Source organism: Streptomyces sp. NPDC002853, assembly GCF_053591915.1.
The window spans coordinates 296658-319457 of sequence record NZ_JBSFUS010000002.1 but is presented as its reverse complement, the minus strand read 5'-3'; the positions used below and the strand labels follow the sequence as shown (position 1 = coordinate 319457).

At 67.4% G+C, this 22800-nt stretch carries 24 protein-coding genes and 4 pseudogenes; 17 read left to right on the top strand and 11 right to left on the bottom strand.

Annotation, left to right across the window (positions count from 1 at the left end; genetic code table 11):
- Positions 1-135: 135 nt before the first annotated feature.
- From ACWD02_RS05960 to ACWD02_RS05940, 5 genes and pseudogenes are all read right to left on the bottom strand, one after another.
- Complete coding sequence (locus ACWD02_RS05960; RefSeq protein WP_451204909.1) at positions 136-876, bottom strand: class I SAM-dependent methyltransferase; 741 nt, start codon at positions 874-876, stop codon at positions 136-138.
- A gap of 42 nt (positions 877-918) precedes the next feature.
- A pseudogene (locus ACWD02_RS05955) lies at positions 919-1283 on the bottom strand (transposase); the annotation flags it as partial.
- Between the two features lie 416 nt (positions 1284-1699).
- Positions 1700-2422, bottom strand: a complete 723-nt coding sequence (locus ACWD02_RS05950; RefSeq protein ID WP_451205862.1) for a class F sortase — start codon at positions 2420-2422, stop codon at positions 1700-1702.
- Between the two features lie 112 nt (positions 2423-2534).
- A complete protein-coding gene (locus ACWD02_RS05945; protein ID WP_451204907.1) occupies positions 2535-2975 on the bottom strand; it encodes a hypothetical protein in 441 nt (146 codons plus the stop codon).
- A 523-nt stretch (positions 2976-3498) separates the two neighbouring features.
- Positions 3499-4092, bottom strand: a complete 594-nt coding sequence (locus ACWD02_RS05940; protein ID WP_451204905.1) for a TetR/AcrR family transcriptional regulator — start codon at positions 4090-4092, stop codon at positions 3499-3501.
- Positions 4093-4168: 76 nt separating this feature from the next.
- Here ACWD02_RS05940 and ACWD02_RS05935 point away from each other — a divergent pair, with 76 nt between their 5' ends.
- The 3 genes from ACWD02_RS05935 to ACWD02_RS05925 all read left to right on the top strand — a co-directional run bounded on the left by ACWD02_RS05935 (position 4169) and on the right by ACWD02_RS05925 (position 6775).
- Positions 4169-4585 (top strand): VOC family protein, encoded by a 417-nt coding sequence (locus ACWD02_RS05935; protein WP_451204903.1) that lies wholly within the window; start codon positions 4169-4171, stop codon positions 4583-4585.
- Positions 4586-5108: 523 nt separating this feature from the next.
- Positions 5109-5240: a hypothetical protein gene (locus ACWD02_RS05930; RefSeq protein ID WP_451204901.1), complete on the top strand. Its 132-nt coding sequence runs from the start codon at positions 5109-5111 to the stop codon at positions 5238-5240.
- 401 nt (positions 5241-5641) lie between these two features.
- Positions 5642-6775 (top strand): hypothetical protein, encoded by a 1134-nt coding sequence (locus ACWD02_RS05925; RefSeq protein WP_451204899.1) that lies wholly within the window; start codon positions 5642-5644, stop codon positions 6773-6775.
- Between the two features lie 72 nt (positions 6776-6847).
- On the opposite strand, the gene ACWD02_RS05920 is transcribed toward ACWD02_RS05925, so the two are convergent.
- Entirely contained in the window at positions 6848-7066 is a 219-nt protein-coding gene (locus tag ACWD02_RS05920) for a hypothetical protein (protein WP_451204897.1), read from the bottom strand.
- A gap of 616 nt (positions 7067-7682) precedes the next feature.
- On the opposite strand from ACWD02_RS05920, the gene ACWD02_RS05915 reads away from it, so the two are divergent.
- Both ACWD02_RS05915 and ACWD02_RS05910 read left to right on the top strand, forming a co-directional pair.
- Positions 7683-8153: a hypothetical protein gene (locus ACWD02_RS05915; RefSeq protein ID WP_451204895.1), complete on the top strand. Its 471-nt coding sequence runs from the start codon at positions 7683-7685 to the stop codon at positions 8151-8153.
- A 251-nt stretch (positions 8154-8404) separates the two neighbouring features.
- Positions 8405-8741 (top strand): annotated as a pseudogene (locus ACWD02_RS05910) (hypothetical protein); the annotation flags it as partial.
- A 48-nt stretch (positions 8742-8789) separates the two neighbouring features.
- On the opposite strand, the gene ACWD02_RS05905 reads toward ACWD02_RS05910, so the two are convergent.
- On the bottom strand, positions 8790-9719 hold the full coding sequence (locus ACWD02_RS05905) for an ADP-ribosylglycohydrolase family protein (protein WP_451204893.1): 930 nt from the start codon (positions 9717-9719) through the stop codon (positions 8790-8792).
- 937 nt (positions 9720-10656) lie between these two features.
- On the opposite strand from ACWD02_RS05905, the gene ACWD02_RS05900 reads away from it, so the two are divergent.
- Both ACWD02_RS05900 and ACWD02_RS05895 read left to right on the top strand, forming a co-directional pair.
- Positions 10657-10902, top strand: a complete 246-nt coding sequence (locus ACWD02_RS05900) for a fic family toxin-antitoxin system, toxin component (protein WP_451204891.1) — start codon at positions 10657-10659, stop codon at positions 10900-10902.
- A gap of 231 nt (positions 10903-11133) precedes the next feature.
- Positions 11134-11271 carry a hypothetical protein gene (locus ACWD02_RS05895; RefSeq protein WP_451204889.1) on the top strand — a complete coding sequence of 46 codons (138 nt, stop codon included), beginning with the start codon at positions 11134-11136 and terminating at the stop codon, positions 11269-11271.
- Between the two features lie 31 nt (positions 11272-11302).
- Here ACWD02_RS05895 and ACWD02_RS05890 read toward each other — a convergent pair whose 3' ends face one another.
- Positions 11303-12295 carry an aldo/keto reductase gene (locus tag ACWD02_RS05890; protein WP_451204887.1) on the bottom strand — a complete coding sequence of 331 codons (993 nt, stop codon included), beginning with the start codon at positions 12293-12295 and terminating at the stop codon, positions 11303-11305.
- Positions 12296-12419: 124 nt separating this feature from the next.
- Between ACWD02_RS05890 and ACWD02_RS05885 the strand changes: the two genes are divergently transcribed.
- The 5 genes and pseudogenes from ACWD02_RS05885 to ACWD02_RS05865 all read left to right on the top strand — a co-directional run bounded on the left by ACWD02_RS05885 (position 12420) and on the right by ACWD02_RS05865 (position 15439).
- On the top strand, positions 12420-13040 hold the full coding sequence (locus tag ACWD02_RS05885) for a TetR family transcriptional regulator (protein WP_451204885.1): 621 nt from the start codon (positions 12420-12422) through the stop codon (positions 13038-13040).
- A 242-nt stretch (positions 13041-13282) separates the two neighbouring features.
- Positions 13283-14101: pseudogene (locus tag ACWD02_RS05880) on the top strand (IS5 family transposase).
- 9 nt (positions 14102-14110) lie between these two features.
- On the top strand, positions 14111-14233 hold the full coding sequence (locus ACWD02_RS05875) for a hypothetical protein (protein WP_451204883.1): 123 nt from the start codon (positions 14111-14113) through the stop codon (positions 14231-14233).
- Between the two features lie 206 nt (positions 14234-14439).
- A complete protein-coding gene (locus tag ACWD02_RS05870) occupies positions 14440-14706 on the top strand; it encodes a hypothetical protein (RefSeq protein ID WP_451204881.1) in 267 nt (88 codons plus the stop codon).
- A 478-nt stretch (positions 14707-15184) separates the two neighbouring features.
- The gene (locus ACWD02_RS05865) at positions 15185-15439 is read left to right on the top strand and encodes a hypothetical protein (RefSeq protein WP_451204879.1); all 255 of its coding nucleotides are present in this window, start codon (positions 15185-15187) and stop codon (positions 15437-15439) included.
- Between the two features lie 163 nt (positions 15440-15602).
- Here ACWD02_RS05865 and ACWD02_RS05860 read toward each other — a convergent pair whose 3' ends face one another.
- Positions 15603-16193: a helix-turn-helix domain-containing protein gene (locus tag ACWD02_RS05860; protein ID WP_451204877.1), complete on the bottom strand. Its 591-nt coding sequence runs from the start codon at positions 16191-16193 to the stop codon at positions 15603-15605.
- A gap of 109 nt (positions 16194-16302) precedes the next feature.
- Here ACWD02_RS05860 and ACWD02_RS05855 point away from each other — a divergent pair, with 109 nt between their 5' ends.
- A complete protein-coding gene (locus ACWD02_RS05855; RefSeq protein WP_451204875.1) occupies positions 16303-17238 on the top strand; it encodes an alpha/beta hydrolase family protein in 936 nt (311 codons plus the stop codon).
- Positions 17239-17530: 292 nt separating this feature from the next.
- Positions 17531-17815, top strand: a pseudogene (locus tag ACWD02_RS05850) (IS630 family transposase); the annotation flags it as partial.
- 70 nt (positions 17816-17885) lie between these two features.
- Here the strand turns inward: ACWD02_RS05850 and ACWD02_RS05845 are convergent.
- Together ACWD02_RS05845 and ACWD02_RS05840 are read right to left on the bottom strand one after the other, a co-directional pair.
- Positions 17886-18722 (bottom strand): SDR family NAD(P)-dependent oxidoreductase, encoded by an 837-nt coding sequence (locus ACWD02_RS05845; protein ID WP_451204873.1) that lies wholly within the window; start codon positions 18720-18722, stop codon positions 17886-17888.
- Positions 18723-18739: 17 nt separating this feature from the next.
- Positions 18740-19138 (bottom strand): PPOX class F420-dependent oxidoreductase, encoded by a 399-nt coding sequence (locus tag ACWD02_RS05840; RefSeq protein ID WP_451204871.1) that lies wholly within the window; start codon positions 19136-19138, stop codon positions 18740-18742.
- Positions 19139-19308: 170 nt separating this feature from the next.
- Between ACWD02_RS05840 and ACWD02_RS05835 the strand changes: the two genes are divergently transcribed.
- The 3 genes from ACWD02_RS05835 to ACWD02_RS05825 all read left to right on the top strand — a co-directional run bounded on the left by ACWD02_RS05835 (position 19309) and on the right by ACWD02_RS05825 (position 22623).
- Complete coding sequence (locus ACWD02_RS05835; protein ID WP_451204869.1) at positions 19309-19848, top strand: TetR/AcrR family transcriptional regulator; 540 nt, start codon at positions 19309-19311, stop codon at positions 19846-19848.
- A gap of 751 nt (positions 19849-20599) precedes the next feature.
- Entirely contained in the window at positions 20600-21247 is a 648-nt protein-coding gene (locus tag ACWD02_RS05830) for a TetR/AcrR family transcriptional regulator (RefSeq protein ID WP_451204867.1), read from the top strand.
- Entirely contained in the window at positions 21244-22623 is a 1380-nt protein-coding gene (locus tag ACWD02_RS05825) for an MFS transporter (RefSeq protein WP_451204865.1), read from the top strand. Before ACWD02_RS05830 ends, ACWD02_RS05825 begins: the two co-directional genes overlap by 4 nt.
- Positions 22624-22800 lie beyond the last annotated feature (177 nt).

The window sequence follows — 22800 nt, the reverse complement described above, 5'->3', positions numbered from 1 at the left end:
GCGCCCGTGCCTGGCGGTCCCTGCGCCCCCTGTGGCCGCCCCGTCAAAACCAGCAGAACCAGAACAAGAACCTCAACGCAGTACTACTAGGCCTATCCGGCGAGGGGATGCCTTAACGTCTGGGCGCGGCGGAACTTACGGTTTGCGGGTTACCCAGAGCAGTTCCGCCGGCCAGCGGTGAGCCCAGTCGGATGGGTTGGTTTCGTTGTAGCCGTTGGGTGTTCCAGGTTCGGGCCGCGGCTCGATGAGGTCGTCGATGATCAGACCCGCCCCGCGCAGGACCCTGACCCAGTCGCCGTAGGTGAGCTGATAGCTGCGCGCGCCGTGGTCTTCGGCGATGGTGTTCAGCCCGAAATAGTCCTTCTGCAGCGTCGTGGTCACGCGGCTGGCGGCTTCGTCGTAGCAAGCTTCGAACCATGGGCTGGCGACGTTGAACACCAGGCGCCCGCCTCGGACCAAGACGCGTGCGGCCTGCGGGACGGCCAGGTGCGGGGGCGCCCAGCTCATCCCACCGAAGTCGCAGAACACCAGATCGAAGCTGTCGGCGGCGAAGGGGAGTTGTTCGGCGGCGCCTTGCACGAGCGGGTAGCGGGCCGCGCCCATCGCGCGAGCCGCTGCGGCGAGTTGGGCTTCGGACAGGTCGATCCCGACCACGGTGGCGCCCTCGGCGGCGAGCGCCCTGGACCACTGGCCGGCGCCGCAGCCGAGTTCGAGGACGCGCTTGCCGGTGACGTCGCCCAAGGCGTCCAGGCGCGTGTCGGGAATGGAGTACATGCCCCACAGCCGGGGTGTGGCACCAATTTGCGGATCGTGTTCGTGCTGATAGGCACTGCTGATCTGGTTCCAGAGGCGCCGGTTGGCGGGGATGCTGTCCACATGCGGGACTCCAGCACCGCCTGACGGTGGCGGTCAACACGATTACTGACCTTCTCGGGATGTTGCCGGATGGTGGGTGCTCTCGAGTCTGGTGCCGGTGAGGCAGCCGTCGATCAGGTCGGGGCGGTGCTGAATGTGCCGCAGGCCGCGCGGAGGGTGCGTTCGAGGTGGTCGTCTTCGGTGAAGGCGACGTTGGCCAGCGGTCCGCGCCGCAGTAGCGACCAGATGCCTTCCACCGAGTTCAACTCCGGTGCGTAGGGCGGCAGGTGGATGATGGTGAGCCAGTCGTGTTCGGCGGCGTACTGGAGCATTCCGGCGGCCCGTTGCGTGTTGCGGCTGTCCCAGATGAGGACGATGGGGGCCTTGAGGTGGGGGTGAGCGCGGACGATGAGGTCGGTCGCCCAGCTTGACCTTCAGGCCAGCCGGGACATGCAGGAGTGCCGCCGCGATGAACGCCCCGTTCGAGACGTACGTGCCGGTCGCGTCCTCCATCGCATGCTTGAAGGCCGTACGAAGAGGTCTTCCCCGGCGCCTTCAGCCATCGCTGCTCAAAGATTCAAGCGTAGGCAGCCTCCCCTATCTCAAAGAGATCACGTCTCTCGTGGCGAAGTACGGAAGTTCTGTGAGCGAGGCGCCTGGGATCAAGATGCCTGAGATCAAACTGCTCGCGTTGCCGGTGGAGTAGGTGCCACAGCCTGCTCTTTGACCCCCGGCCCCCGGATCGCTCAGTGCGTGTCGGGTCGTCCGACGGGTTTCCCGGCCCCCGATCTGAACAGGTGGCCGCTTCCTGGTGACGGCCTGGTCGTCGTGCGTCGGCTGGCCGTCATGCGCGGGTGAGGTGGGCGGTGACGACGACGTTGCCCTCGTACTGCTGACGTTGTTCGTCGAAACCGCCGCCGCAGGTGATCAGGCGCAGTTCGGCGCGACCGGTGTCGGCATAGACCTTGTCGTCGGGGAAGTGATCGGCGTCGTAGACATCGATGCTGTCGATGGTGAAGTGTGCGGTGCGGGCGTCGTCACGGGTGACGTTGATGGCCATGCCCTTCTTGAGGGCGCCAAGGTCGTAGAAGACGGCAGGTCCGGTGGAGGTGTCGACGTGTCCGGCGACGATGGCCGTGCCGCGAGTGCCAGGGGAGGGCCCGTCAGCCCACCAGCCGGCGAGATTTGCGTCGTCCTTGGGCGGGGCGGCCAGACGCCCGTCGTTTTGGATGACGAGGTTGGTCAGCGGCGCATCGACGCGAATGGCGGGGATCTTCACTCGCAGGGGGCGGGAAGCGGGCAATGGAGGAGCAGCATCTGCCGGCCCGCCCGTGTCATGACCTGAGGTTCGCCCCGCGTGGCCGCTGGCGGGCTGCGGCGGCCCGTCCAAAGCAGGCCGCAACGCGGTGGCCGTGACAATGCCGATGGCCGCGAGCAGCAGACACAGTTCCCACGGGAACCTCCACCTCAGCGCCCTTGACCGGCTGGGCGCCGCCTGCCTCTCGTCACGTCCGCCGCTCGTCTGCCGAGCCGTAGCGGACCTGCTGCCGATGCGCCTGCCGTGCATGTTCTCGCCTCTGTCCCTCGCCACTTCTCCGCACCGGATCCTTCGCCACGCGCCATGTGCACCGGCCGGAAAGCGGCCGGTGCACATGGATCCCAGGGGTGATCCGGGGTGATCAGCTCTGGCGGCTGCGGATGCGGCCACGCAGCGCGACGAAACCGGCGGCGGAGACGACCGCGAGGCCGCCCGCGGCGGCCAGAGCGGGGATGCTGGAGGGGTCGGAGCTGCTGGATCCGGCACCCGTGCGCATGGCGCCGCTGGGCTTCTTCGAGGCGGGCGCGGTGGGGTTCATGACCGTGTCGCCGCAGATGCGCTGGGCCTGGGACGCCAGCGAGTTGGCATTTTGTTCGGCTTCGGCGACCTGCTGCTTGAGCGAGGTGTCGCCGCCCTCGTACTGCTTCTTCGCGGCTTCGTAGTCCGCCTCGGCCTCTGTGGCCAGCGACTGGGCCTCCTCGCACGACGAGGGAGCCATCGGGGCGGCCAGGACCGGCGGCGCGACAACCAAAAGCGCGGTACTGGCCAGGAAGGTGCCGGTGGCTATCTTCAGCGAACGCATCAGGACTTCCTCCACACGGGCGGCCGCGGCACCAACGCGCCGTCAACGAAACCGCTGTTGCCCCGACATAAACGGCCTCAGCCGCTCAACGCAGATCCTCCCCTGCTGGCAGGGATGGGTGTTCAGGTGCCGACGGCCGCAAACACACAGGTCACAGGAGTGAGGGACGTCCGACAGAGTGAAACCACAACCGTGTCCGCCAAACGGGATCTCGGCCGGATAGGACGCCACCGCAACGCGCCGGCCAGGCCCGTGCCACCCTCTGCGAGCCTGGCACGGGCCTGGCACGTCTCAAGCTGCCCGCGGTCGATCCTCGACTGACGAGCCTCCAGCATTGTCTCGGACGGCACCGGCTCAGAGCTGTCGTCATTGATCATCCAGGACTCGATCACGAGCACGACGATCTCACGGACGGTTCAAAGAGACTCCCTAGTCCCGCTGTTGACTTGAGCACTGGTCGTGCGGTGTTCGTGTGGGGGGTCGCTAACGGAGTGTTTGCGCGCCCTGTGTTGTGGTCGTCAAGTCAGGATGCGCGCAATGCCTGCAGCAGTTGCGTGAGCGCGGTTTTGGTGTGGTCCAGGTCTTCGGGGTTGGAGGAGGATGCGAGCCACAAGGCGGCCTCGTTCATTGCCCCTGACAGCAGGTGAACCAGTGGTGCGACCGGTTGCGGCGTGATGATTTTTGCGTCGATGAGGGAGGACAACGCGTCGGCGAGGTGGTGAGCCGAGGCGGCTTCGTCCATCGCCCGCCATTGGCTCCATCCCAGTACGGCAGGCCCGTCCACGAGCATCACGCGCTGGATGTCCGGATCGGTGGTCGCAATGAGGAACTCCTGGCAGCCGACGGTCAGTTGGGTCCAGGGATCATCGTGGGCGTCAGCGGCCGCAGCCACGCGTCGGCCCACTTCCTGCTGCATCTCCTCCAGGACGGCGCGGAAGAGGTCCGCCTTGCCGGTGAAGTGGTGGTAGAGCGCACCCTTGGTCACCCCAGCCGCCTGGACGATTTCCGCCAGGCCCACCGCGCCGTAGCCGCTGCCTGAGAACAGGCGCCTGCTCTCCCGCAGCAGCGACTGCCTGGTCTGCTCCCGCTGCTGTGCCCGGATGCCGTGCTGTTGCATCGCACTCCTCATTGACATACCGATGGTATGCGAATAGCGTGATTCGCGTACTGATGGTATGCGAAAGGGTTCAGGCATGAAACTGACCAGCTTCTATCCCGTGATCGGCACAGCGAAGCTGCGAGAGTCCCGCGACTTCTACACCCGACTGCTGGGGTTCGAGACGACGTTCGAAGCCGACTGGTACATCAGCCTGCGCCAGCCCGGAGATCCCGGATACGAGCTCGCTCTCCTCGACCACAGCCATCCGACGGTTCCCCAGGGGCAGCGGGTCCCTGTACAGGGCCTGCTGCTCAACTTCGAAGTGGAGGACGTGGACGCGGAATGGGAACGGCTCGTCACCAGCGAAGGGCTGCACCCCGTCCTTGAACTGCGCAGCGAGGACTTCGGGCAAAGGCACTTCATCGTGGCCGATCCCAATGGCGTCCTGATCGACGTGATCACACCCATCGCTCCCACCGCGGAATACTCCGAGCAGTACGTCAGCTCGTAAAGATATCCATGCGCCAAGGGTGGGCGTGCGCGAGAGAGTCGCTCTGGCAGGGTCAACGGCATCGCCGCAGGTCAGTGTGACGGCGCCCGCGGCGTACTTGAGGTGCCTCCTGTTCCACGATTGCTGGATCCTCGATATCCGCGCCGGTGCAGGTGCCATGGCGGTTGGTGCGTTGCCGAGTGAGGCGCGCGGGGCTGGTCACCACAAGGAATCGGCCTTGACCAACTGTTGGCGCCCGCGCCGGATCGGCCGCGCAACTGAGGGGGCGACGCCCTGGCCGATGGCGGTCGGCATCAGCCGCGGTGAAGAACTCTTCCCCTGCGTCAGGACGCTGTGGGCGTGGTGCTCGTAGGATGCCGGGATGCCTGGGCCGATATTGATGAGTCGCCGTATGTGGGTTGCCGTGTGGGTGGTGCTGTGCGCGGTGGGCCTGGCTGTTACCGCTGTACTGCATGCTTTCTCGGCGCCGGGCCCGCCGTCCGGGACACCCGTCACTACCGAGTGCGCAAAGTACATCGCGGACATGGAGAAGAAGTTGGCCAGGGCTGAGGAAGAAGGTGAGGAAGACGGAGTGTTGGGTTTCTCGCGAGTGCGGGTCGGCACCGAGGACGACTGCCGTGAGGAGTTCCGCAACCACTTCGGCGGCGATCGGTGAGCCGCGGTGGCGGGGCTGGCCCGCGCAAGTGACTCGTTGGCCGCGGCACGAGGTTGAGATGGCCGCAAGGAAGGCCGTAGGGCACGAGCGCCATGAGCGGTCATGTATGCGGGTCTGGGCCGGCCGACGGTCAAGTCCGGGGAGTAGCGGTGCGTACCCGTCTTCGACCCTCTGGCCTGCAGCCGCCAGGGCCTATGTCGGCGCGCTCGCGACCTACGATCGCGCTGGCGCCGTGGGCCTGTCGGCTAGGCCGTTCTGTTGGATAAAAGGGGGAGTCGGGGAGATCCGCCATACGCCTGTACCTGCTGGCGGGCCAGCGTGGCAGACGGGCGCCGGCGCCACCGCGGGGGCATCATGCTGGCACACACGTGCATCGCGGGGGCAGGCGACGGGAGGGAACCATGCGGGGCCCGTCCAAGGGCGTTACGGTCGTGGCTCTCCTGGCGGATCCGGACGCGCCGACGGAGATCGCGCAGCGCATGGCCCGGACACTTCCTGACCGGCTCGCCGACAAGTCGGGCGAGGGACGCCGGTTCGATGTTGAGGTGGTCAGTGAGCCCTTCACTGCAGGGACCGAGGACCCGCTCACCTTGATGCGCCGGATCAGGCACCGGGCTGGTGCGGAGAACTGGGACATCGTCGTGGCCCTCACCGACCTTCCGTTGCACTCGCACGGGCGCAAGCTCGTCGCGGATCTGAGACACGAACACGGCTTGGCACTGCTGTCCCTTCCTTCGCTGGGGGGCGTTCGGCTACAGAAAAGAGCCAGGCGGGCCGTGGAGGAAGCTGTGCTCAGCTTGGCAGGCCCGCGGGCCACCGGGCCCGAGGGGACGCCGCGAAGTCAACCGCCGCCGGGGTCTTTCGCCGATCCTCTCGCCCGTGTCCATCCAGGCCCGGTCGGTGAGGAGGAGACAGCAGATCTGCGCTACGTCGCCGGCGGGCCGCGCGGTTACCTCAGGGTGCTCAGCGGGATGGTCCGCGCCAACCGGCCGTGGCGGCTGGTTCCGGGTCTGTCGAAAGCCCTGGCCGCCGCACTGGCCACAGGTGCCGTCGCCACCGTGAACTCCACCACCTGGAACCTGGCCGCGTCCCTGAGTACGCCACGCCTCGTGATCGCCACGGTCGGGTCCGTCACGCTCATGATCGGCTGGCTGATCGTGGACGCGCAGCTGTGGCATCGATCAGCAGAGGTCTCACCGGAAGCGAGAAAGAGAGCCGTTCTCTACAACGCCTCGACCGTCGTGACCGTGGGCATCGGGGTGCTCGTCTGCTACGTGGGTCTGATGGTCATCAACTTGGTATGGGCGCTCTTCATCCTCAACGGCCAAGTCTTCGCTTCCCTGACGCGAACTCCGCTGCACGCCACGGAGTACTGGACGTTGTCCTGGTTCGTCGCTTCGGTCGCCACGGTGGGCGGCGCGCTGGGATCGGGCCTGGAGAGCGACGAGGCGATCCGGGCAGCCGCCTACTCCAAGCGCGAACAGGAACGCCGCAGCGCTGTACAGGGCGGCCACGCTGACCAGCTCTCGAAATGAACGTCGGATCAGCTGATCGGCCGGTGGGTGGCTGGTTGTTGCTCAAAGCAATGCTCACGGACGATTTCACGTTCATCTGCTGGACGTCCAGATGCCGGCCTCGGCGACAGCCCCGCGATCGTCCCGGGAGTCGACGGCGACCCTGTCCAGAGCGAAGACCGCTCCGATGCGCACCTCCACGCTGGGGCTGCCCAACTGCTCCACCGCCGCGGTAAATCGCTCGCTGAGCTGTCCGTACCGCGTCACCTGCAACTGCCGCCAGGTGAAGAAGGCCCCAACAAGCCATGCCACCCCGGCCAGCCCCTGCAGCAGCGTGGTCCGAATGTCGTTGATCGCCTTCGCGCGGTCCGGAACCCGGGCGCACGCCGGCAGTGTCCCCGGCCAGGAGATGGTGCGGCGCCACGACGACGATCAGCGCGACGAGCAACACGCCCACGACTGCCGCACCGACGCCAAGCACCCAGGCCCGGCCGGGCTTTCGCACCCCAGAGCCCCGCCCCGCAGGCGGCGACACGTCCCGCACGAGGTGTCGCAACGCTGCAGGCCTTCTCCTTCTACGCGCCATCCCAGAAGGCTGCGTCCCCGCGCCCGAACCCAAACGCGGGGCGCGCAAACCACGCCGCCGACCTCAGCTTCGTTCGCAAGGCAGCCCGGTGGGCTGAGAGTGAACACCAACCACCGCACCGGGTACTGCCCAGACGTCACCTCCTGGCCGACGGTCGCACGCGCCCTGGAAGATCTGGGGCTCGGTCGGCTGGCGGCGGCAGCCGAATCCGGACGTTGTCACGGCTGCGCAACAGCACCGCACGCCTCACGGTTCACCCCGGATTCCTGGCTAGCGTTCCCGTCACCAGCGCTTAAGACCTGGCGGCCGTCCGACGGCCGCGGGACATTGGAAGGGAACCTCATGAGGCTCAAGCAACTCGGCCGGATCGGTACGGCTGGTGGGCTCACCGTCGCAGCGGTGGGCGCATCGATCGTCTTCACACCGTCCATGGCGTCCGCGGACAGCACCTGGGAGTGCTACGGCAAGCAGGTCAAGCGCTGCGCGACCGTATGGTGGGACGACGAGGCCGACACCTACCGGGCACGGGCGAAGATCACCGACATCGCCGGCGGTGGCAACTACACGGTCAAGGTCAATGACGTGAAGCTCCTGCGCTTCAACGGCACCAGGACGCTGACGGTGAAGTCCGCCAAGGACGACGACGGCTGGCACAACACCCAAGACCTGGCAAGCACCTCATCGGTCAACCCGTGCAGGTGGCCGACGAACAGTTTCCAGGTACAGGCCAAGTTCACCTGGAAGAAGCAGGGCGGGACCGCGAGCTCCAAGACCTGGCGCCCCGAAATGGGATGGGGCCACGCCTGCAACTGACCGTGTCCGCTCCGGTTCTCTGCCCGAAGTGAACCATCGCGCTCTCGCTCCGGCCAGGGGCACCTGCTAGCTGCCTCTGGCCGGTCCCCGTACGCACGCATTGAGGACACGGTTATCGCCTCCTGATCCCTCGCGCTGCGGTGTCCCCGCCCCTCGCGCTCAGCGGGAAGCGCCAACGACATGCTGCGCGTCCATTTCAGCTACGCCGACCCGGTCCAAATTTAGGAGCGCCGCCGTACCCGACACGCTCTTCCGAAGGGGAGAGGGTGCTTCCCGTGCCTCGGGCGGAGGCTGCACTGTCTCGACCAGCGGATACTGAGTGCCCGAGCCTGCGTGTCTGGCTGAGAGTTGATGTGCTGGCGATCTTCCGCCTCTACTCAGACGAGGAGATCGATTTCGACGTTGATCTGCGCGAGTTGCAAGGGCAGGAGGCGACTTGATGTGTTCTGCGGCTTCTTGCGGGAGATTGGGCGGCGGTTGGGTAAGCCGGTGCTGATGCATCCGGAGGGTGCCCCTGGTCGTCCGGTGCTCGGATTCGATGTCGAAGTAGATCGAGTCGTGCTCCTTGCGGAGCCACTGGGAGGGTGACTGCGGCTGAGGGCCGGAGTTCGTGGAGAGCGCGGAGCAGCACCTAGTTCAGCCTCCGAGGCGGTGTGCAAGGTGGAGCAGATCTGCCAGGTACAGCACTCTTCCGTCGAATCCTGGGAGGGGAACGTGGAGCGGCTGGGTCCAGTGGGCGGGGATCGCATCCAGCCCGTAGTAGGCCCCCGCGAGGCCTCCGGTCACCGCGGCGACGGTGTCCGTGTCGCCGCCGAGGTCGATCGCCGCGCGTATCGCGTCTTCGAAGCTGGTGGTGGTGCGCAGGGCCCAGACGGCGGAGCCCAGGCAGGGCCAGACGGCGCCGTTGAACTCGGTCGCCTGATCGGGGTGCCAGTTGGGCGCGAGGACGGTGGCGTAGCGGCCGCGGTGGTCGGGGTGGACATGAGCCAGGATGTCCGGGAGCGCGGCGAGGGGGTCGGTGTCCTCGAACGTGACGCGGATGAGTTCGTGGAAGATCGCGGTGCCTTCCCAGGCCGCGCGGTCGCCGTGGGTGAGGGCAGCGATGCGGCGGGCCGCGTCCATGGTGGCTTCTTGGCCGGCGGGTGCGAAGTGGACCGCGGAGGTCGAGGCGCGCATCAAGGAGCCGTTTCCGGCTGCTCGTTGGTTGACCTGGAAGTGGATCGCGGCGGCGAGGTCCCAGGGCATGCCGTTGGTCAGGACGTCTTCGGTCTGCAAGCCGATGTCCTTGGGTTCTGATGCCGCCCACCGCTGAAAGCGGGCGAAGGTGTCCGGCAGATCCAGTCCGCCCTGCTCCAGCAGCGACTCCGCCACCAGGACGGCCATCTGCGTGTCGTCGGTCGCCTCGCCGGGATCCCAGCCACCGCCTCCGCGCATCTCGCCACCGGCACCGGGCGCGGGAAACCGCGCGGAGAACGCTCCCTGGGGACCGAACTCGAAGGGGCCACCCAGGGCGTCACCCACCGCTGAGCCGACGATCACGCCGGCGGCCCGCTGAATCCGCTTCATTGGCGCAGGTTATCTGTGCCGCGCCGACGACCGCGCGGCCCTATTTCCTGCTTCGGCTCCCCAACCCATCGGCGGCGAAGGCGTCTCGTCTACGGGAGGTGCGCCGCCTGAGACACCCTGAGCCTGGGACACCCTGAGCCTGAGACACCCGTGCAGGTCACATAACACCGTCCAGTGCCGTTGCACCCGGCAGCAGCCCGGCCCCGGCCGGGCTGCTGCCGGGAACGCCGCCGCAATGGAAGAACACGCCTGGAGCGCAACACCACGCGGCCGCCATCGACACAAACATTTGCCCGGAGCGCGTCCCACTTGGGCTCGGCGGCCCACCCGGGGCGTAGCACAGGGTTCGCCACAGGCTCGGCGAGTATCGGCTCGGGTAACATCCACGTCACACCCGCGTGCCTTCCACCTGTCTCGTGACGGTGATTAGAGATCGGGCGGATCGTGACTATCCGTGTCGCGTTACACCCAACGCAGGCCTGAAATGCTCTCCGGGCGGGAACGCTGACGCGGCACCCGTGGTGGGGACCGAGATAGCACCGGCGTTCGCTGTCTGCCGGACAGCCAGTGCGGCTACGGTTGAGGCATGCCCAAGGAAATCCGCTTGCAGGTGGACGAAGAGACGTACGCGGAACTGGTACGTCAGGCCGCCGGCGGCCACGTCGAGCCCGTCCGCTACGCCCAGTAGCTGCTGACCGCCGATCTCGCACGCCCTCGGTTCAACGCGGCCGCCAGGGCCTTCGCCGACGAGCACGGCTCAGCGTTCGCCGAAGAATTCGGCGCGGGTTCCGCCAGTCGCGCGGCTTGACGTGTCCTTCGTCCTCATCATCGATGAGCGGTGGCTCCTGGAGGCGGCGCAGACCCTGGTCCCCGGAGATCCCGATGTGACCGATCACGGTGCGATGGCGCCGCGGTAGCCCGCCATCAACGTGCGGTGATGGGCACCCTGGTCTACGACGCCCCGCACCACCGCGCCGCGGCTCTCCTGCACTCCCTGGCCAGGATCCCGGCGCTGGAGCACTCCAACGAGCTGTTCGCCGCCCAGGTGGCCTACGCCTACCTCCACGCCAGCGGCATCAAGGTCAAGGTCAGCAGCAAGGATGTGGTCGCCTTGGTCGTCGGGGTCGTCGAAGGCCGCCTCGGCGTGCGCGACGTGGCCGCGCTGCTAAAGACCTGGGCCTGACACACGGGGCCCAGGGCCGTCCCGGCTCTGGCGGCAGCATCATCGAAATTTGGCTCCGCCTGATACCGCCTCGCCCCCGCACACAGCGTGCTCAGACTCAGCCAACGTCGTTACCTCACCCGCGTTCGACGTGATCCCCAAGCCGTGGTGCGCGTCCTGCTGCCACGTTGCCCGCTGCCCCTCCGGCGTGCGCTGCACGACGAGCTACGTCATTGCGACGCGAACCACCCCATGACCGTCAGCGTCGCCTCACTGCACAGCACACAGACGGGCGAGCCCGCGTTTCACCACGTGCGCAAGCCCGAGCACTTCCTTGCAGTCGTCGGCATAGCCGCCGCCCTCATCTGCCACCGGCGCCTCACCGCATAAACGGTGGGGAGGCGTTGTGGCGTCGGCGGGATCAGTCGGTGGTGAAGCTGGACAGTATCGAGGCCGGGTATCGGCTGCCCGCCGAGCCGTGGGGGAGGATGTCGGTGATGTGGGCCATGTCGGCGTCAGTGAGCTGGACGCTGTCCGCGCCGGCGTTCTCCTCGAGACGCCTGGCGCTGCGGGTGCCGGGGATGGGCACGATGTCCTGACCCTGGGCGAGGAGCCAGGCCAGGGCGAGTTGGGCGGTGGTGATGCCCTTGGCCGCGGCGAGTTCCTTGAGCTGTTCGGTGGCGCGGAGGTTGTAGGTGTAGTTCTCGCCCTGCCAGCGCTCGTCCCAGCTGCGCATGTCGTCCGCGGGGTATTCACTCGCGGGCTTGACCGCCCCGGTCAGGAAGCCGCGGCCGAGCGGGGAGTAGGGGACCAGGCCGATGCCGAGCTCCCGCAGGACGGGAAGGAGCTCCTCCTCCACCTCCCGCTCGAAGAGCGAGTACTCGTACTGGAGCACCGAGAGCGGGGTGACGGCGTGGGCGCGTCGGATGTACTGGGGGCCGACGTTGCTCAGGCCGAAGTACTTCACCTTGCCTTCGGTGATCAGATCGCCGACCACGCCCGCGACCTCCTCGACCGGAACGGTGGGGTCGGAGATGTGCTGGTAGAAGAGGTCGATGTGGTCGCTCTGCAGGTAGCGCAGGCTGTTCTCGGCGACCTTGCGGATGTTCTCGGGGCGGCTGTTGAAGCCGGAGCCCAGCGGCTGGGTCGTCATGTCGAAGCCGAACTTGGTGGCGAGGACCACCTCGTCGCGGAAGTCGCGGACTGCCTTGCCCAGGAGGATTTCGTTACTGCCGGTACCGGCGCCATACAGCTCGGCGGTGTCGAAGAAGTCGATGCCGACTTCGTGGGCGCGGCGGATGGTCGCGATGCTCTCGTCGTCGTTCGAGGCGCCGTAGGCCATGGACATGCCCATCGTCCCCAGGCCGAGCGCCGAGACGCGCAGACCCTGAGAGCCCAGATTGCGGTGCTGCATGAGTTCACTCCCTCGGTACTTCGTCGGTTCGCCCACAGGGGCCAAACCGAACTGTTCCGTTTGACTGTACGCGCCGACCACCCCGCCTACCAAACCGAACGGTTCGGTGCTCTATCCTGGGCCTATGCCCCAGTCCCGCGGCTCCGGCCAGACCGCAACGCCCACCGCCGGCGGCGACACCACGCGCGAGCGCATCCTTGCCGCTGCCATGGAGGAGTTCGCCGGCCACGGCATCGCCGGCGCCCGCGTGGACCGCATCGCCAAGCTCGCCAAAACCAGCAAGGAACGTGTCTACGCCTACTTCCGCAGTAAAGACGCGCTTTATGCCGCTGTTGCTGCGCAGGAGTATGTCGTCATTGCCGAGGCCACCCAGATGGACCCGTCCGACCTCCCTGGCTACGCGGGCCGCCTGTTCGACTACTTCGTCGCCCGTCCAGACCATCACCGCCTGATCACCTGGGGCCGCCTCGAACTGCAGGGCACCACAGCCGGTGCCGACGATCCCCACCAGGCAGTGATCGCCCGCAAGATCGACCAGCTCCGCCAGGTGCAGCAGGCTGGACAGCTCGACCCTGCCTGGGACCCGGCCGACGTCCTCGCCCTGGTCAACCAGATCGCCATGACCTGGGCGTCGCAACCCGAACTCAGCAAGGCCGCCGCCGCACACGCCGTGGACCCCACCACCGCCGCCCGCCGTGCCGCAGTGGTGACCGCAATCGAGCAGCTATTCCCCCGAGCGGTCTGAGAAACACAGGTTTCGGGCAGAGGACATGCCCGCAACGGTGTACGTGCGCTCGTGACCGGAGTCAGGCTCAGGATGCTGAGCCCGGGTATCCCTGCTCGCCAGCACCACCACCAACGGAACCTCAAAGGGATCCGTCCGACACCGTTCAGCGAGCGATCACGCCATAAGAGACTCCCTCCTACTACTACTAACAAAAGCTGTTGATCGTGTGACTGTTGGCGTCTTCGCTCGTTGGTCTGGTTGTGGCGAAGCATCAGTCGCGGCCGTGGGTCGTGTCGGATGAACTGTGTTCGCTCTTCGAGCCGTTGTTGCCGAAGCCGACACCGAAGCTGGTGCAGGGCAGACCTCGGGTCCCGGACCGGCAGGCCCTGTGCGGGATCTTGTTCGTGCTACAAGTAGGCATCCAGTGGGAGTACCTGCCCCAGGAATTGCGCTTCGGCTCGGGCATGACCTGCTGGCGGCGGCTGGCCGCCTGGAACGAGGCCGGCGTCTGGGACCAACTCCACGTTGCCCTGCTGGAGAAGCTGCGCTCGAAGAACCAGCTCGACTGGTCGCGGGCGGTGATCGACTCCTCACACGTCCAAGACGCTCGGCGAGGCCCAAAAGCGGGCCCAGCCCGGTCGGCCGCGCACGGCCGGGCAGCAAGCACCACCTCATCACCGACGGCCAGGGCATCCCGCTCGCCATCACGCTGACCGGCGGCAACCTTGGGCGATGTCACCCAACTCCTGCCCCTGCTCGACAAGATCCCGGCCGTCGCAGGCGGGGTCGGCAGGCCGCGCCGGCGCCCTGACGCGCTGCTGGCCGACCGCGGTTACGACCACGACATGTACCGCCGTCTGCTCTGGCAGCGCGGGATTCGCCCGGTGATCGCGAAACGAGGCGAGCCGCACGGCACCGGCCTGGGCATTTACTGGTACGTCGTCGAGCGCACCATCGCCTGGCTGCACGGCTTTCGCCGCCTACGCATCCGCTGGGAACGACGCGACGACCTCCACGAAGCCTTCCTTGGTCTCGCGGTCTGCCTGATCACACACCGCCACGTCCAACGACTTTGCTAGCGCCTTGTAGTGGGTGTTCTACCCATGCTGCACCGCTGGCTGGCCCGCGACTACGAGGGCCTGCCCGCCAGTTCGGTGTCCTTCATCCGCTGGTCGATGACCGACGTCATGCCCGTCGGCTCACTGCCATGACGGCTCCCACCTGGCGCGACCCGCCCTCCGTCCGCTTCCCCGGACCGGCCTGAACGAGCGGGCGCAAGCATGCAGGAGTTCCTGGAGCAGATCGAGATCCGTGAGGCAGCCGGCCGCGACCTTGCGGACCGGTTCCGCACCCAGATCGCGGGGCTCACCGCTCAACTGGCGGCTGCTGAGGGGGCTTCGGAGCGACTGAGGACCACTTGGGAGACCATCCTGGAAATTGCCCCGGCCTTCCCGGCGGCCTGGCTCCGCTGTCCGAGGTCTACCGCCGAATCCTTCAACTCTTCGAGGAGGCCGCGGATGGGCTGCATCCCCCGGACCTCTGTCTCGCCCAGGACATCGGTTCCGAGCCCCGGCACATCGAAGGCACCTCAACCAAACTGAAAGGCCTGGTCCACCGCGGCATCCTCACCGAGCCCGAGTCCGGCCTCTTCCAGCTTCCGTGGCCAGCACCGCCCCCGGACTGAGACCCGCGAAAGGGCACCGAACACCCCCGGAGACCGGTAGCGACCCCCTAGCGCCTCGCCCGGGCCAAGGAACAGGCCGACCGAGGTGGAGCAAGCTGACCGTAGAACTCTGCACTTCCCTGGTGTCCTTCCTTCGCGACCGGTGGAACGAAGAAGAGCATGACGCTCTCCTCCTTCACGAAATGGCCTGCCCGGCCGTGGTCGTGCGGCTTGGGCCCGGGGGTATGTCGGGCACGGGTGTCGGCGTACTTGCGAATGTGCTCAACGAAGTACAGATGAGCGAGCTCAGTTGGAGCTCGCCCATGACGGCGTTCAGTACACGTGCGTCGGCTGCCGACCACCCTGGGGCTCGGCTGGCCTTGTCTCTGACATCCTGTAGGAAGCTGCCTGAGCCGGCCTGCAGGCTGGCAGGCCCGGTCGTAATTCCCGGCGAGGGCGTTGACCGTGCCCATAGAGTCCTGCCTTGATGAAGAGACGAGTGCAGTTCACCGAGCAGGTTGCGCGGTTCCGTGACTACATGCCGGCCGAAGATCGAGAAACGTTCCTGCGTCTGGTCGGCAGGATCGCAGCCGAGCCAGAGGGCGCTGGCAGTCATCTCACCTATACGACCGATACAGTGACCCGCTCGGTCTGGGAGGACCACGTCATGGTCCAGTACGTCGTAACGAGCTTCTTCGTGGTCTTCATCGAACTCGACATCTACGACGCGTCGCGCGGCTTCAACGAGGTGTAGTCGGCCACGAGACGGCACCGATCACCGATCGGTGCCGTCTCGTGGGTCGGGTGCCGCCGGGTGAGGCACTGGCCTCAGCACATCACCAGCTGAGCACGTTCGTCCGTACACAGTTGGGCACGTTCACGTGTACGCGGACAACGGGGACATTGGTAAATCTTGTTCAGTCGCAGGGTTCGGGACTCTGGTCGCCCGTAGCGGAGTGATCGGTGCCGGTCTCGGGGGGCGGTGCTTCGACGGGGAAGAGGATCGGGCTGATCAGGTACTGCGTGCGGTCGGGTGCCGGCTCGTTGGCCAGGTGGGGGGCGATCGCCTTCCGCATCCCGTCGATCATTTCGTGCAGTTCCCCGGGGCTGAGCCAGAGGGCATGCTGCCGGTAGCCGACCAGGTCGGCTACCGGGTCGGCCGTGTCGCGGTCGAGATACGCGGTGAATTCGGCAGTCAGGACCGCCAGAGCAGTGGCGAATGCGCTGCGATGGTCGTCGGGTGAGAGTGAGTTGGCCGCGTCCGTGTTGATCCCCGCGTGGTCGCGGCGCAGCCGGTAGCGGCGCTCGACCGCGCCGCGCACGCGTCGTTCCAGGGCGACTTCCAGGACCCCGCCGGCTGCGAGCAGGTCGACGTGCCGGTAGACCGTGGCCTTTGAGACGTCCCGGATGCGGGCGCACAGGTCGGCGGTGGTCAGCTCCCTGCCGCCGCGCATCGCATGGACCACGCGCAACCGCACCGGGTGGGCCAGGAGTTCGAAAGCGTCCATCCCGCAATGATCTCATGTCATGTTACCGTTCGCACTTCTTGAGAAAGGTTGTGACGGGATGCCTGACCACGATGCGACAACGACCGTGACCGGCCCGGGACCCGCGTGGATGCCACCGCCTTATGCCGAGCCCGGCCGCTTCAGCGAGCACGAGGTCACCATCGGCACCGGCTCGTTCACGGTGCCAGGCACGGTGAGCAGCCCCCGCGGGCAGGCGACCGGCCCCGGCGTGGTGCTGCTCGCCGGTGGTGGACCCTTCGACCGCGACGAGACCAGCGGGCCGAACAAACCGCTCAAGGACCTGGCCTGGGGACTCGCCAGCCGCGGTATCACGGTGCTGCGCTTCGACAAGGCGACATACACCCACCCCGAGGCGGCCGCGGCGCCGGATCTGACGATGACGCAGGAATACGTGCCGCATGCCGTCGACGCGGTCGGCCTGCTCCGTAGCCACCGCACGGTGGACCCCGAGCGGGTCTTCGTCCTCGGCCACAGCATGGGCGGCAAGGTCGCCCCCGCCGTCGCCGCCGCCGCACCCGCGGTGGCAGGCCTGGTGATCATGGCCGGTGACACGCAGCCGATGCACCACGCCGCCGTCCGCGTCGTCAGCTACCTCGCCGCCACGCTCCCCGGCCAGGTCCCGACCGCGGTCGTCGAGACCTTCCAGCGGCAGGCCGCCCTGGTCGACAGCGCGGAACTGACGCCCTCGACCCCCGCAGCGGATCTGCCGTTCGGCCTGTCCGCGCCGTACTGGCTCGAACTGCGTGACTACGACCCGGTCGCGATCGCGGCCGGACTCAGCAAGCCGATGTTCATCCTCCAAGGAGGACGCGACTACCAAGTCACCGTCGTCGACGACCTGGCGCGATGGCGGACGGGCCTGGCCGGCCGCCCAGAAGTCGATATCCGTGTCTACGAAGCCGACAACCACCTGTTCTTCCCCGGCACAGGAGCATCCACCCCCGCCGAATACGAAACCCCGCAGCATGTCGACCCCGCCGTCATCACCGACATCTCCCGTTGGCTGAACCACACCCAGGGATGAGCATTCGCGCCGCCGGTGAGCAGGCGGCCGGCATCCTCCCGGTGCGGCTTCAGCACACTGCCGAACCCGCGCACCGAGGGATGTGCCCCGCTCACCCCCGCGACAGCACCTGCCGTCGCGGGGCACGAGCACACTCGTGCCGCCATGCCCGCACGGCGCACCAGTCGGCAGGCGCCCAGGAGACCCGGAGTCCTCCTGAGTCGTGCCGACGCTCAAGGGCCAGGCAGCGTCCGTCCGCTAAAGGCTGTGCGCACTTGAGCTTCTACTCGGGCTGGACGTCATGTTGTGCGAGATGCGCGGGGGCGGGCGGACCGCCGCGGGGCGCCGGCGCCGAGAGGCCGTACGGCGGCAGACGGCCGAGTTGTTCGAGCAGAAGATCAAGCCGCTGGAGGTCGCTCAGCGCTTCCGGGGGAGCCAGAAGCCGGCAGATGGGTGGCACCAGTTGCGGCGGGAGGGCGGAACGGCGGCGCTGGCCTGACGCGGATCGAGCGGATCGCGGTGCCGTCTTTCACTGAGCTGTCTGGACAAGCTCGCCGCGTATGTCCAGGAGGGGCCTGCCGCTCACGGCTGGGTGGAGTTCACTCAGGCCCCGGCCACCGGCGAACCGGTAGGGCTGGCTGACCGGCTGTGGTTTGAGGTCCTTCGCCTCAGCCCTTCAAGGGCTGATCAGCCAGCAGCCTCTCGGTGTGCTCGTGTAGCCGCCGCGCCTGTTCGACCGCGAACCCAGGACCGTGTGGGCTGAGCGGCTCGCCCTGCACGAACGCGCTGAGCAACGCGGCGGGCGGGGCATCCAGCACCTCGAGGATCGGCACTATGGCCTCCTCGACCGGCTGGGCGGACTGGCGCATGGCGTTGATCTGCGCCATGACGTTCGGGGTGTACTGCCCGGAGAAACTGGTGCTGACCATCCCGGGGTTGAGCAGTACGTACCGCACATTCGTCCCCGGTCGCCTCGCCGCGAAGCCGACGCCGAGCAGGTCGTTGAGCCGGCCGCCTTGTGCGAGCGCCCGTGGCCCGTCGTACTCCAGCGCCAACTCCAGGTCCTCCCAGTGGATCGCTCCTTCGCCGCCGGGGCCGGCGACGTTGAGGATGACGGGAGAGTCAGCGGTTTCAAGCAGGTCAACCAGTGCGTAGCTCAGTACGAAGCGGCTCAGGTAGAAGTGCGCGAACGTGTTCTCAAATCCCTCGGCCGTGACCAGGCGGGTGGTCCGGAAGTGCCGGGCGCACAGGACCAGAGCGTCGATCTTTGCGAAGGAGGACCGGATCCTGTCGGCCACTGCTCTGGTCTCGGCCATCAGGCTCAGGTCGGCGCGCAGGAAGTGCGCCCGTCCGGCCGCATCACGCTGTCGCGCGGCGTCGATCCATGCTCTGCCCTTTTCCGCGCTGCGCCCGACGACGACCACTTCCTGCCCCCTTTCCAGGTACTCCAGTGCGAGCGCCTTGCCGATGCCGTCCGTGCCACCAGTGATGACGTAGGTCTTCATGCCCGCTCTCCTTCGGCTCACAAGAACCGCGCGTCAAGCTTTTCGGCCGTGACGTGGACGGTGATCAGTTCCGGCAGTGCGGCATAGGACGTCGGGTGGTGCTCGGCGTATGTCTTGCCGGTGTATTTGAGGGCCAGTTCGTCCATTCGTTCCCGGCTGCCTGCGCTCTCGAACCGCGCGGTGCCGCTGATCACCGCGTACCCGTACGGCTCGTTGGGCGGATTGACGGTGACGCTCAGCCGCGGATCGCGCCGCAGATTGCGGACCTTGATCTTGTCGACGCCGGTCACGAAGAACAGGTCGTCACCGTTTCGCCCCACCCAGACCACTGATTGGTGCGGGCTGCCGTCCGGTTGGAGGGTTGCCACCGTGACGAAGACTCTGGAGTCGAGGGTCTCTTGCAGCTTCTCGGACATGTGGACCGGACTCATGCGTGGCTCCCGGGGCGAAGGATGGGGACGATGCGACGGCAGATGCACCGGACGGATCAACTGCCACAACTATGTGGCAGTTAGCCGAGGACTTGCAATACTCATGTGACATTTATTTACCCATCGGCCCCGTACCTGCGTATGCTCCGGTCACGATGAGAGCTGACGCAGCGCGCAACCTGGACGCGGTCCTGCAGACCGGAGCACACCTGTTGGCGCAGGACCCCCGTACGAGCATCGCGGCCATCGCAGCGGCTGCAGGCGTTGACCGACGCACCGTTTACCGGCGCTTCACGACCCGCGAGGCACTGATGGCCGCCGTCCACACGGCCAAGCTCGACGCCTGCGAGCAGGTCCTTGCCGACGCGCGGCTGGCAGAGGCACCCGTGACGGTGGCCCTGCACCGATACGCGGAGGGCATCATCACCGTCAGCAGACGGTGGCCGGTGGACTTGCAGCAGGGGCAGGACGAAGCAGCGGCTGCCCGTCTCCACCGGCTGATCGAGCAACTCGACACCTTCATGGCCCGCGCGGTGCGCGAGGGATTCATCCGCCCTGGCCTTCCGGACCGCTGGGCCCGCTCCCTCCTCGTTCAGCTCACCAACCTCGCCTCGCACGAGATGCCGGAGCTGACTCCTGCCGAGGGAGCCGATGTGGTGGCCCAGTCCTTGTTCACCGGACTTGGCCCCACTTGACGCAACTGCGCCCCCCCGTTTGCGACCATCGCGCTGACCGCGGCCCTGGAACATCAGGGTCGGGAACAGCATGCTCACGGCGGCGGTTCAGGAGGTACAGATCGCGCGCTGCGGGTCATGTGTGGGGCCAGAATGCCCAGACGGCGCTCCGGGACATCGCCGATGCGCTGGCCCGGGCTCGTGCCCTCGGCAGCTGATCCCCGGCGCCAGGCGGTGCGGTCAGTTGGAGTCTCGCTCGGACCCGGTTGACGGTGTTCCAGCAGAAGCCGGTTCGGATCCCGCTGCCCGGGCCGCAGGAGATATCGGGCTGGATCGATGAATGGTTGACCACAGATGACGCAGTCGACGCCACGCGGGGCGAGAGACGTCGCAACGCCGCGTACAGGACCAGGCCCGGGGCCTACACGCGGCGTGCGATCTTAAGCGGGAGTCGCCATGGCCGATACGAGAGCGCGGTCAGAGAATCACGGCATTGGCAAGCGTCCTCATCCCGAGGCTGTCAAGTGCCTTGCGGCGGTGGGGCGATGACGTCTCGACCTGGTCGAAGACAGCGGTGCGTCCAGGGCCAGGCAGGGCGACCTGACCACGGGCGCGGCCTGCACGCCCCGCCTCCCGGCGAACGATGACGCCGCCTGCACGCAGATGATGTGCGGGCTGCCCGGGGGCTGCTGTGGCCGGTGATCCGGCCTCGCGGATCAGACGCCGGTGCAGGGAGTAGACACTGTCTACAGCTCTTTGGTAGACACTGTCTATGACGGAACAGGACTCCCTGCGCGAACGGTTGATCGACGCCGGAGTGGAACTCGTGCTCAGCGAGGGCTCCGCGTCCGTAGGGTTGCGGGAGATAGCCCGCCGCGCGGGGGTGTCACACGGTGCGCCGCGCCGGTACTTCCCCACGCACCATGCGTTGCTGTCGGCGATTGCCCGGCGTGGCTTCGAGGACCTCGCAGTGCGGTTCGAGGCAGCGGCTGCGGGGATGACCACGCCTCGCGGTGAGTTGGCGGCCCTCGCGCGCGTGTATGTCGGCTACGGGTTGGACAAGCGCGGCATGTTCGAGTTGATGTTCCGGCACGATCTGCTCGACCGTGCGGCGCAGGCGTCACATCAGCCGCCGCTGCGCGAGTCGTCCCTCCCGTTGTTCCGGCGCCTCACGGCACTCGTCGCCCGATGCCAGGATCAACGGGAAGCCGCGCCCCGCACGAGCGGGCAGGGTCAGAGCACTCCGCAGGTCGTGGCCGCTGCCCTGTGGTCGAACCTGCACGGCATGGCCCAACTGTGGGCCTGGGGCACCCTGCAACTCGCGTTCGGGCCGACGCTCGGCAGCACCACCGACGATGACCAACGCGACCGGCTGATCACCGCCGTGCTCGACGCTCATCTCGGTCCGGCGACCTCATGACCTCAGGCATAGGGCAACACCTCCCGCTCGTGGCCAGCGCGGCCGGCGCGATGATCGTCGCGCTGGACGGCACGGTCCTGCTCCTGGCGCAGCCCAGCCTGCAGCGTGATCTCGGCGCGAGTACCGCTCAGGTTCAGTGGACGAGCACCGCCTATCTGATCGCCGTCGCCGCACTCCTTGTCATTGCCGGGCGCCTTGGAGACAGGTACGGGCATCCGCTCTTGATGGTGGTTGGCGTGATCGGTTTCGGAGCCTCCTCCGGCGGGCTCGCGCTCGCGCCGGATATCCACGAGGTGATCGTCTTGCGTGCGGTGCAGGGCGGATTCGGTGCGCTCCTGCAGCCCGCGACGCTCGGGCTGCTTCGGCAGGCGTATCCGGCCGACAGGCTCGGTACACCCATCGCCATCAGGACCGCGGCGATCGCGGTCGCCGCCGGGCTCGGTCCGCTCCTGGGGGGAGTGCTCGTGGCGCAGCTGGGCTGGCGCGCCCTGTTCTGGATCAACGTGCCCGCGACGATCCTCATCGCTGTCCTTGTGTACGCCCTACGAACACCCGCCCCTCAACGGCCCGTTACGGCACGGCTCAACCTCACGGGTGCGACCCTGCTCGCGATCACACTTGCCGTCCTGGTCCATGCCCTGACCGGCGTACCCGCGCGCGGATGGACCGCGACGCCGACCCTGCTCGAACTCGCGGCCGCCACTGGTGCCGCAGCGGCCCTCATTCGGCACGAACATCGGACCAGGCATCCCATCGTTCCGCCGGCCGTGGCGCGGTCCAAAACCGTCACCGCCGCGATGGCGCTTCTGCTGCTCACCACCACCGGCCTGTTCGGTGCGATGTTCACTGCCACGTTCTTCCTGCAGAACACGCTCCGCCTTGACCCGCTCGACACCGCCCTGCACGTTCTCCCGCTGCATGCGCTCATGGTCCTCGGCGCGCCGGCAGCGAGCAGTGCACTGCGCCGGTTCGGCGCACGCCGTACCGCGATCACCGGCACGGTCCTCGTTGCGGCCGGTATCGCAGGACTGTCCCGGCTCGGTCCGACCACCCCTTGGACCGTCATGATCACCGTGTTCGCCGTCATCGGCGCCGGCTTCGCCACCGTGATGGTCACCGCCACCGGGACCACCGTCGGCGACGCGCCACCGCGGTACGCAGGGGTCGTGGGCGGGCTCAAGCAGACCGCCATGAACATCGGGCCCACTCTTGGGATCGCCATCGCGGCCGGCACCACCGAGACTGGGTCAACGATGGGGCCAGCCCTGCTGATCCTGGCCGCACTCGCTGCTCTGGGCCTGCTGCCCGCGGCCCTGTTCTCCCGGCGCCCAGACGTGCTCGAAGCGCGCGACGTGACCCCCGAGCCCTCTGCGTAGGCATCGACGCAGCAGGCGGCAGGCGTTCGGTGCGCCGACGGTCGAGAACCACAGTCCACGCCCTCACAGATTGACACCACCTTCGAGCTCGGCTGCGTGGGACGGCGCGTCCTGCGGAAGCAGGAGTGGATGCTGTCGCAGGTGACCAAGTAGTAGGGCCGATCGGGGAGTTCGTGC

Bases quoted from the DNA above. Each gene is read 5' to 3' on its own strand.
- ACWD02_RS05950 (WP_451205862.1), bottom strand. From the start codon at position 2,422: ATGCACGGCAGGCGCATCGGCAGCAGGTCCGCTACGGCTCGGCAGACG.
- ACWD02_RS05945 (WP_451204907.1), bottom strand. From the start codon at position 2,975: ATGCGTTCGCTGAAGATAGCCACCGGCACCTTCCTGGCCAGTACCGCG.
- ACWD02_RS05940 (WP_451204905.1), bottom strand. From the start codon at position 4,092: ATGCAACAGCACGGCATCCGGGCACAGCAGCGGGAGCAGACCAGGCAG.
- ACWD02_RS05935 (WP_451204903.1), top strand. From the start codon at position 4,169: ATGAAACTGACCAGCTTCTATCCCGTGATCGGCACAGCGAAGCTGCGA.
- ACWD02_RS05930 (WP_451204901.1), top strand. From the start codon at position 5,109: ATGGAGAAGAAGTTGGCCAGGGCTGAGGAAGAAGGTGAGGAAGACGGA.
- ACWD02_RS05925 (WP_451204899.1), top strand. From the start codon at position 5,642: ATGCGGGGCCCGTCCAAGGGCGTTACGGTCGTGGCTCTCCTGGCGGAT.
- ACWD02_RS05915 (WP_451204895.1), top strand. From the start codon at position 7,683: ATGAGGCTCAAGCAACTCGGCCGGATCGGTACGGCTGGTGGGCTCACC.
- ACWD02_RS05905 (WP_451204893.1), bottom strand. From the start codon at position 9,719: ATGAAGCGGATTCAGCGGGCCGCCGGCGTGATCGTCGGCTCAGCGGTG.
- ACWD02_RS05900 (WP_451204891.1), top strand. From the start codon at position 10,657: ATGGGCACCCTGGTCTACGACGCCCCGCACCACCGCGCCGCGGCTCTC.
- ACWD02_RS05895 (WP_451204889.1), top strand. From the start codon at position 11,134: ATGACCGTCAGCGTCGCCTCACTGCACAGCACACAGACGGGCGAGCCC.
- ACWD02_RS05890 (WP_451204887.1), bottom strand. From the start codon at position 12,295: ATGCAGCACCGCAATCTGGGCTCTCAGGGTCTGCGCGTCTCGGCGCTC.
- ACWD02_RS05885 (WP_451204885.1), top strand. From the start codon at position 12,420: ATGCCCCAGTCCCGCGGCTCCGGCCAGACCGCAACGCCCACCGCCGGC.
- ACWD02_RS05860 (WP_451204877.1), bottom strand. From the start codon at position 16,193: ATGGACGCTTTCGAACTCCTGGCCCACCCGGTGCGGTTGCGCGTGGTC.
- ACWD02_RS05855 (WP_451204875.1), top strand. From the start codon at position 16,303: ATGCCACCGCCTTATGCCGAGCCCGGCCGCTTCAGCGAGCACGAGGTC.
- ACWD02_RS05845 (WP_451204873.1), bottom strand. From the start codon at position 18,722: ATGAAGACCTACGTCATCACTGGTGGCACGGACGGCATCGGCAAGGCG.
- ACWD02_RS05840 (WP_451204871.1), bottom strand. From the start codon at position 19,138: ATGTCCGAGAAGCTGCAAGAGACCCTCGACTCCAGAGTCTTCGTCACG.
- ACWD02_RS05835 (WP_451204869.1), top strand. From the start codon at position 19,309: ATGAGAGCTGACGCAGCGCGCAACCTGGACGCGGTCCTGCAGACCGGA.
- ACWD02_RS05830 (WP_451204867.1), top strand. From the start codon at position 20,600: ATGACGGAACAGGACTCCCTGCGCGAACGGTTGATCGACGCCGGAGTG.
- ACWD02_RS05825 (WP_451204865.1), top strand. From the start codon at position 21,244: ATGACCTCAGGCATAGGGCAACACCTCCCGCTCGTGGCCAGCGCGGCC.